The sequence below is a fragment of the Enterobacter sp. CFEC122 genome, from assembly GCF_052983755.1.
Genome location: NZ_JBRIQR010000077.1, coordinates 1 through 8,377, shown reverse-complemented (window position 1 = coordinate 8,377; position 8,377 = coordinate 1). Strand labels below are relative to the sequence as shown.

The window sequence follows — 8,377 nt, the reverse complement described above, 5'->3', positions numbered from 1 at the left end:
CGAGCACGTCCGTTGATCTCAGATGTGGAATCCGAGCTGAGCCCCTCAATGAGCATGACCATGTCCGAATCTGTCATAGATGCATGCGGCGGTCATACATTTTCACACGCTTGAAGTCTATGCGCGAAGCATATATTCTTGCGGTATGGAGCCTGAGGTCGCCAAGTACCATTTAGGTGCACTCGCGTTGGCCGTTGCAGACAGCATCGCCAGTGTCTCGGCCTCGTTTTCACCAAGCGGCCCGGGGACCGCCGTGATGGTGTTACTCAGCATGGAGCCCGGACTGCCGATCAGCGTTTTGGCTACCTCGATCGGGCTTTCTCATGCCGGGACGGTGCGATTGATCGATAGGCTCGAGCGCGAACAGTTGGTGGAACGACGAAGACAAATCACCGACAGGCGGGCGCGCTTCATTCACCTCACCAATTCGGGGAAGAAGATAACGGACGCCTTGCTCAAGGCACGGGAGCAGGTGATCTCCGAATGTATTTCGCCCCTGTCGCCCAATGACCTCGACATTCTAGGCATGCTGTCGGAGCGGCTCCTTGTGGCAAACGGCTTCGACAAAGATGGCTCGGTCAGCCTTTGCCATCTGTGCGGCTACAGCAGGATCGCGCCTTCCCGTGGTAAAGCTAAGCCGGGGCGCTCGCCACGCTGGAACGTCGCATCAGAAGGCTGACGATATGATCAGGCAGGCTTGAAATAATGGGATCGTTTGCGCTCGAACTTCTTCTATGCGTACTTGCCTTCGGGTTCGGATATGCGGCGAACCAAGGCGGAACCTGTTTAGTGGTGGCCGCTCATGAGTTACACAGAAGACAGCCGCCGAAAATGTTCGTCGGATTTCTCGCAGCGTCGGCAGCGGCAGGCCTGGTTGCGGTCCCGATAGTCTGGACGGGAACACTGGGCGCAACACTCGCACCCTCGACCAGCATCAATTTCCTCCTGCTCATCGGCGCCATCGCCTTCGGCCTCGGCGCACTCATTAATGACACATGCCTGCTCGGATCGCTGGCGCGGCTTGGGGATGGGGAGATGCGACTTCTAGCTCTACCCTTGGGATTAACGATTGGTATCTTGGCTGCCGACCATGGCAGGTTCGGCTACGATTCAACATGGCCAAGCTTAATCTCCAAACCGAGCGCAACAGGCCTCGTTACTCTCCTAGCCTTCCTAGTTGTGCTCGTGCTGGCACTCGTTTTCGTTTCCACGAAGAGCGTTCTGCGAACAAAGCCGGGTTGGTCGTTCGGCGCTTCGATGATTGGACTCGGTATCACTGGCGGACTTCTATATGCACTCTCGCCGGCCTGGACCTTCGCAGACGTGATTCAACGCGCCCTTCCTCTCAGAATGTCCCCGGCCGGCGAGGTCGCGCTCACTGCGGTGATCTCTTCGATCGCAGGCGCCCTAACCGCCTCCTTTCGCCAAGGCAATCTGCGTCTCCAACTGCCGACAGCCAATGGCATTCTGCGATCTGTCGTCGGCGGCACATTGATGGGTATCGGCATCGCGCTCATACCCGGCGGGAATGATGGGTTGATCCTCGCAGCGGTTCCGACTCTTTCACCTGGTGGGATAGTCGCCTACCTTCTGATGACGACGACAATCGTCTTCGGATTTGCAGCGCGTGGTAAGTTATTCCGGCGCTGCCTTTCACGGCCATGATAAGGGCAACAGAGGACTTGCCCTCCTGACATGAGCATTTATCCCGACCGGGAATATCGGCTGACTAGCTCGTATGCCTTTGCAGGCCCTTGGACCATGATGACCACTTCAAAGGCCGCCGGCCCCAGAATCCTGTAGGTTGCATGGTAGGTGTCGTCTCCGCAGGCATAGACGCCACTCGCTTCCAACCCGGTATCCGTCCGCGAGAAACTCAAGCTGAGGAACTGCGTCCCGATATGAGGTCCGTCTGCGAACTCGACGACAACACTGTCCTCGCTCAAGCGATAGCGATACTGCCGGCACGCGGAGAATACTCTGCCATCTGCCAGTGAGAGAATGCCGCTCTCTCGATAAGCGAGCGCGCCTTCGCCGATCGCTGCTACGATTTCGGTGGGCATGGTTATCTCGTCCAGGGCCGCGTCCATCCGTACAGGCTGGACGTTTGCCAACGGGCTATAGGCCCACCCGGAGCGCCAGCCCCATCAAGTCAAAATCCCGCAAAGGTCGCGCGTTTGCTGGGTAAAGGCATCGCCGATGAGGATGGCTTCGTGAGGCAGCGAAGCGCGAGCCAGCCGCTCGACATATCTCGCTTATTAGTATATGGTATATGCGTCGCGCATATACTGCAACGCCTGCCCGAAGCACGTAGACGACGTTCGTGACGTTCCCACGGGACCACTGTTGAGGAATTTTAGATGAGCATTTTCGACCGTTATGAATTTCTTGTCCCCGAGCACGGTCGGAGGGATCTTGGCCTGCTTAGATGGGCTCTCGTGATCGTATTTCTGTGGTTCGGCGCGATGAAGTTCACAGCGTACGAGGCCTATGGTATCGCCCCGTTTATCGAACACAGCCCGATCATGAATTGGCTCGGCATGTTCGGGACGCAGGGGCAAAGCTATTTCATCGGCGTTATCGAGTTATCGACCGGTCTCGTTCTGATCCTTGGTGCATTTCGTCCACTCTTCTCTGCGCTAGGCGCACTAATGTCAGCAGCGACCTATCTGATCACGCTGACCTTTTTCATCACCACTCCAGGTGTCGCGGAGCAGACTGCCGGCGGCTTTCCTGCGATTTCGGCTGCACCAGGGCAGTTTCTACTGAAGGACGCAGTTCTGCTAGCGGCGTCCCTCGTGCTGCTGCGTGCTTCGGTCCGCCACAGAGGGGCGCTTGTGCTCTCGTGACTGTGGTCCTCTCGTGACGGCGGGCGTGCAAATCCTGCAGAACCTCCGCGGGGCATGGATGCTCCGTCGCGATATCGAGCCCGGAGGCGCTCAGCTGCATGGCGACGCGGTCTTCGCCCGTTTCGCCGCAATCCCCGACGTCGTGGAGCACGGACTGTTCCTCAATGGGATTGATACAATCGTGATCGCGCGCGGTGACACGATGGAAGTGCGACGCCGGGGGCAAGCTAGGTCTCGCTGATCTGCACCTGCGCGGCCTGGATGACAGCGCTGACGCGGAGTGATTCTCGGGCGCGACCTACGGCGATTCCGAGCGAAAAGGCTTGCCCTATAGCCGCCAGGTATCAACGGTTCCGCGGCCTTAACGAGCCGGACCCGTTTTTTTCGGCGCGCTCGATCAGTCGAAATCCTCCGAAACCCTTCTAAAACAGGACATTTTCCACAAGCCGCGCGGAGGAAGAGGACCACGGTATGGCTTGCTGTCTATGCTCCGCGCACATATAGATGTGGCAATGGATGGACCTCGAGATCGAAACATTTTCGGGGCGTTCGCACTCATGATCAGCGACGACATCGTTCGCGCTAGTTCATCGCGGGCGCCGGAAGCTGGACCCGCCGCCTCAGCGCTGGCGTTGCTCGCGCACAAGCCCGGGCTCTCGATCCGTATGCTTGCGATCGGGGTGGGCCTTTCACATGCTGGAACTGTTCGCCTGGTGGATAGATTGGTAAGCGAGGGATTGATCGAGCGTAGGGAGCATTCGACAGACGGGCGCGCGCGATCCCTCTATCTTACTCCAACTGGCAAGGTCGCGAGCGACGAGGTCCTGGCCTCGCGCGATCAAGTGATTGCCGAAGGGCTATCGATCCTTAATCCAGACGAACTGAAAACCTTATCGGACATCGCTGAACGCGTTCTCCGAAATCGCTTGGAAAACCTCGAGCAGTCATACCGCATCTGCCGCTTGTGCTGCTACGAGGGCTGCACGAACTGCCCCGTCGATGCCGAATTGCATGAGCGAGGTGTGGACCGCGAGAAGAACGACGACGCGTAGGAGACTCGCAATTGCGGCAGCTCAACGCTGCTCAGATGGCGGGGCTTCATAATGTCAGCGAGCCTACCATCAGCCGCATTCTTTTGGCTACGCGTCAAGCCGGCCGATCGGGCATGGCGGTCTCATTCTAATATGTCGGTGATCGCCCCACTTTTAGCCGCTCAATTGATCGGAACGCGGTTTCGGAAGCGGCCGTTCAAACCACTCGCTGCATTCCCATTTCTCTATGTCCGATAGGTAGTTTCGGGGAAAAGCAGTCGGGAACAGGTTTCGGGAACGCATGCTCCGGCAGGAGCGCAGCGCGCGTCCCAAACGCGTTTTCCCGGTAGAGCTTCCCAATCGGCAAAGTGCGGGCCACCTCAGACTGCGAACGCGAAAAACCGCCTGGCTGGTCACTCAAGGCAGGGTAACGACGATTTTCGCTGCGGATACACCCGCCTTCAGGGCTTCCAAGGCAGCCTGGAGCATTTCAAGGCCCTGGCCCACGATCTTCGCCGGAGGGGCGGGGACGAACGTGCGCGCCGCGAGAGCCTGCGGCAGGAATTCGCGGTAGATCATTGGACCAACCTCGTCATCCTTGAGGCTCGTCCCGGAGATGTGCGTCGCCTCGACTCCAAATGAACGCTCGTCGGGCGGGGCCAGCGTCGCTGCCACCCGGCGCGAGCCCTCGCATCTCGCAACTACGGCAAAACAGTCTTTCATGTGACCGGTCGCGTGAAGCGTTCCAGCGAGACTGCGCCCGCGCATTGCCTCAATCACGTCTTCCACGATGGCTGGACTCGAGTGGTCAAGAACCTCGCTTGCACCCAGCTCCTTCAACAGGCCGACGTTGCGCGCCGAAGCGGTGGCGACGCACCTGTAGCCCGACGCCACCGCGAGCTGGATGGCGTTGCAGCCAACGCTCGACGATCCACCCCAGACCAGAACGACCTCTGGACGCGCGGTCGGCGAGTGTAACGGTGGCGCGAGAGCCAACTGTGTCCGTCCGTAGAGCCCGCTTGCGGCGGTGCCAAGGCCAAGCGGGAGGACTGCCGCATCAGCGAAGGCAATGTTGTTGGGGATCGGCGCCGCCATGTGGTCCAGCACGATCGTGTGGTGCTGGAACGCACCCTGCGCAGGTTGATTTACGGTTGTCCCGACCGCCTGTCCGATGACTCGATCGCCGACCTTGAACCGCTCGACCGCGCCACCGACCGCCGCGACCTCACCGGAGACGTCGCTGCCGAGAATCGCGGGATAGTCGAGCCATGGCAAAAGCGCGACGTCCTGCAGAATCCAGTCGAGTGGGTTGATCGCGATGGCCGCGTTGCGGATCAATATCTCGTTCGCCGCCAGATGCGGCAGAGCGGTGACACCGATCCTCAGTGGCTGCCCCGGCGCTTTCTGCCAGGCGGCCTGATTAGTCACGGTTTCGGTCATCATCAACTCTTTCTGTCAAGTATTACAGCTGGGCGTTCGTCTGAGCGGTCCAACCGCCAGGTCGGGCGCACGAAGTGGCAGCTATAGCCCCCAGGATAGCGCACCAGGTATTCTTGGTGCTCTGGCTCCGCCTCCCAAAAGGGTTCTTCTGGGTTGATCTCCGACACGACCGGGCCTGGCCAGCTTCCTGATGCCTCGATTTCCGCGATGGTTGTGAGGGCGACTTCCTTCTGCACTTCGGTGGTGTAGAAAATCGCCGATCGATAGCTCGGACCGACATCGCTGCCTTGTTGCTCGTAGGTCGTGGGGTCATGTATCTGGAAGAAGAGTTCCAAGAGCGAGCGATAGGCGAGAACGGAAGGGTCGAAGGTCACTTCCACTGCTTCCGCATGGCCGTAATGTCTCGCGTAGGTCGGATCAGGCATTTCTCCGCCTGTGTAACCGACACGCGTCGAAATGACTCCCCTGGCTCGGCGCAGCAAATCCTCCATGCCCCAGAAGCAGCCGCCTGCGAGAATTGCTCGCTCTGTCGCGGCCGCCCTATTGCCGGTAGGCGATTGGCTCACAGTCCGTTCGCCCTCCTCCGTGTGCGCCACGGTCAAGCCAGCCTCGCGGGATCCGCAGCCTGACTGGCGCTCAAGAGCTCGGTCTGCACGTCCGAACCCCGGATGAGACTCAGATCGACGGGACACCGATCAGCGATCGCGAGGATCCGAGCGCGCTGATCATCACTCAGCGGCCCATCGAGGACAATGGTGCGGGTGAACCGGTCGGGTGGCATCATGTCCGGCACCTTCTCGTGCTGCACGGTCGTGCTCGCCCGTTCGAGCGGAAAGCCCTTGCGGTTCGCATAGAGACGCATCGTCATCACCGTGCAGGCTGCGAGGCCGGCAGATACGAGTTCGTAGGGAGATAGTCCGGTCCCGAGGCCACCGACCGATGCTGGCTCGTCGGCGAACAGAGTGTGCTCGCCGCTGCGGACCTTGAGCTGGAACGTCCCTGCAAGAGTTTCGGTGGAGACGACGCCCTCCGCAACCTCGACCTGCGGAAGATCCGCGCTGAGTGGTGGGAGAAAGCGGCTCGCCCAAACCGCCACCATGGCCGCGGCGTAGTTCGCGTCCGCGACGTCGGTGAGAAGGTGATCCGCGTTGTCGAGCGAGATGAAGCTTTTAGGGTGCCTGGACGCGACGAAGATGCGCGACGCGTGGTCGATGCCGACCACCTGATCCAGCGGAGAGTGCATGACCAGCACCGGCCGTCGCAGGGAGGCAATGGCCTTCTCGACGTCGATCCCCTCAACCGCCTCAAGGAACCCTCGGCGAATGAGGAAGGGCCTACCGGCAATCTCCACCGAGGCCTCGCCCTCGCTCGCGATGGTGTCCAGATCATTCGGTCCGAAGAGGCGCAAGATATGCTGAAGGTCGGCCGGCGCACCAATCGTCGCTACCGCCGCAATATCAGGCATGTCGGCGGCGGCTACGATCGCAGCGGTGCCACCCAGGCTGTGCCCGACGAGGAGGGACGGTGACATGCCCGCCGCCGCCATCGCATTTGCGGCGGCCCGAAGGTCCTCGACGTCCGACGCGAAGTTCACAGGTTCTCCCGTCCCACCGCCGATCCCGGTCCCGGCGAAATCGAACCTCAAGACCCCGATGCCCGCACGCGACAGCGCGCGCGAGATGTGAACAGCGGCGCGACTGTCTTTCCCGCACGTGAAGCAGTGGGCGAAGATCGCCCAGCCCCGCGGCGTCCCTTCCGGCGGTTCGAGGTGCCCGGACAGCGGAGAGCCAGCCCCACTGACAAACGTAAATGATCTTCCTGCCATGTCCATCAAACCTCCAGCACGCGGCTTGGCGGTTGCGCTCTCAGAACCTTCGACGGAGCTGAGCGGAGCGCACCGCCAACCGGTAATCGTCATCTCAGGCTATCATTTATATGTCTGGCGCATATAGACAAGCCCCTATACCATGATTATATGCGCCAAGCATACTTCTGCGACCTGCTTTCCAAAGGCGGTCTCACGGAAGAGGTATCAGTCAGGCGCGTGGGCCAAAGGACTATGGAACTCAATCAAGTCAGCTATTTCATCAACTTGGCCGAGACGCTGAATTTCACAGCGGCCGCTCGCTTGAGCGGTGTGTCACAGCCAAGTCTGACCCGCGCGATCCGCCGCTTGGAAGATGAGCTTGGCGGGCCGCTGATCTATCGCGACGGGAAGAACAGCCGCCTGACTGGCCTTGGCCATGACGTCGAGGCAGAATTCCGGCGCATGGTGGTCGCGATGAAGAGCGTTCGCAATCACTCGGAGCACTGGGCGATGGGGGGGCACCGCGTGCTGGATGTCGCCGTCGCGCCCACCGTCGGACCAAAGGAATTTACGGCATTCTTCGAGAGCGCATTGGCGGAGATGCCATCCATCGAAATCAAGCTGCACTCGCTCCAGTCGAACGAGGACACATCGGAGGTGCTTTCAGGAAAATACCACGCGTGCATCATGCCGCGTGAAACAAGACCGGAACGCAAGCTGGATGTGCATCCTCTATTTCGGGAGCGCTTCGTGCTCGGCTGTTCTGCAAACCATCCCTTGGCTGCCAACGAGATCGTGCGCGGCGAAGACCTGCTCGAGTTTCCTTTCGTCGATCGCCTGAAATGCGAGTTTCGCGATCGGATCCTCGATCACTTCGCGCGACGGGACTTGCTCATGCGACCTCGCTTTCGATCAGATCGCGAGGACTGGGTGCAACGGGTCGTCGCTGACGGCCACGCCATATGCATTCTTCCGGAACGATCGCCGACCGTGCAAGGCCTCGTCACTCGGCCGATCGACGGATTTGTCTTGGAGCGCGAAGTCGTGATCGCGACAGTATCCGGCTCCACGGCAACGGTCGAGATACGGAACATCGCGCAGCTGGCAGCCCGGTATGAGTGGAACTGAATCACGACGTGAAGAGCTTCGGCGCTATGGAAACTATACGCGCAGCGTATTGGATAAATCTGGGGCGCACTGCGATAGTCGGCGCAATGACTGCAAAGATAAATGACAGTGTGTCGAGCTCT

9 protein-coding genes are annotated in these 8,377 nt (G+C 60.0%); 5 read left to right on the top strand and 4 right to left on the bottom strand.

Annotation, left to right across the window (positions count from 1 at the left end):
• The first annotated feature begins 256 nt into the window (after nt 1–256).
• Together ACVCAM_RS25640 and ACVCAM_RS25635 are read left to right on the top strand one after the other, a co-directional pair.
• The gene (locus ACVCAM_RS25640; protein ID WP_223296479.1) at nt 257–679 is read left to right on the top strand and encodes a MarR family winged helix-turn-helix transcriptional regulator; all 423 of its coding nucleotides are present in this window, start codon (nt 257–259) and stop codon (nt 677–679) included.
• Between the two features lie 26 nt (nt 680–705).
• Nucleotides 706–1,665, top strand: a complete 960-nt coding sequence (locus ACVCAM_RS25635; protein WP_004099025.1) for a YeeE/YedE thiosulfate transporter family protein — start codon at nt 706–708, stop codon at nt 1,663–1,665.
• A 38-nt stretch (nt 1,666–1,703) separates the two neighbouring features.
• Here ACVCAM_RS25635 and ACVCAM_RS25630 read toward each other — a convergent pair whose 3' ends face one another.
• A complete protein-coding gene (locus ACVCAM_RS25630) occupies nt 1,704–2,063 on the bottom strand; it encodes a DUF6314 family protein (protein ID WP_166479491.1) in 360 nt (119 codons plus the stop codon).
• 297 nt (nt 2,064–2,360) lie between these two features.
• Here ACVCAM_RS25630 and ACVCAM_RS25625 point away from each other — a divergent pair, with 297 nt between their 5' ends.
• Entirely contained in the window at nt 2,361–2,849 is a 489-nt protein-coding gene (locus ACVCAM_RS25625) for a YkgB family protein (RefSeq protein WP_004099027.1), read from the top strand.
• A gap of 557 nt (nt 2,850–3,406) precedes the next feature.
• Nucleotides 3,407–3,901, top strand: coding sequence for a MarR family winged helix-turn-helix transcriptional regulator (locus ACVCAM_RS25620; RefSeq protein ID WP_004099028.1), 495 nt, complete (start codon nt 3,407–3,409; stop codon nt 3,899–3,901).
• A 396-nt stretch (nt 3,902–4,297) separates the two neighbouring features.
• Here the strand turns inward: ACVCAM_RS25620 and ACVCAM_RS25615 are convergent, their stop codons facing one another.
• The 3 genes from ACVCAM_RS25615 to ACVCAM_RS25605 are packed head-to-tail and all read right to left on the bottom strand — an operon-like array spanning nt 4,298 to nt 7,151.
• Nucleotides 4,298–5,323, bottom strand: a complete 1,026-nt coding sequence (locus ACVCAM_RS25615; protein WP_004357654.1) for a zinc-binding alcohol dehydrogenase family protein — start codon at nt 5,321–5,323, stop codon at nt 4,298–4,300.
• Nucleotides 5,323–5,886, bottom strand: a complete 564-nt coding sequence (gene msrA, locus ACVCAM_RS25610) for a peptide-methionine (S)-S-oxide reductase MsrA (protein ID WP_011191350.1) — start codon at nt 5,884–5,886, stop codon at nt 5,323–5,325. Before msrA ends, ACVCAM_RS25615 begins: the two co-directional genes overlap by 1 nt.
• A gap of 32 nt (nt 5,887–5,918) precedes the next feature.
• Nucleotides 5,919–7,151, bottom strand: coding sequence for a bifunctional alpha/beta hydrolase/OsmC family protein (locus tag ACVCAM_RS25605; RefSeq protein ID WP_004357650.1), 1,233 nt, complete (start codon nt 7,149–7,151; stop codon nt 5,919–5,921).
• A 228-nt stretch (nt 7,152–7,379) separates the two neighbouring features.
• On the opposite strand from ACVCAM_RS25605, the gene ACVCAM_RS25600 reads away from it, so the two are divergent.
• Entirely contained in the window at nt 7,380–8,255 is an 876-nt protein-coding gene (locus ACVCAM_RS25600) for a LysR family transcriptional regulator (RefSeq protein ID WP_011191349.1), read from the top strand.
• Nucleotides 8,256–8,377: the final 122 nt, after the last annotated feature.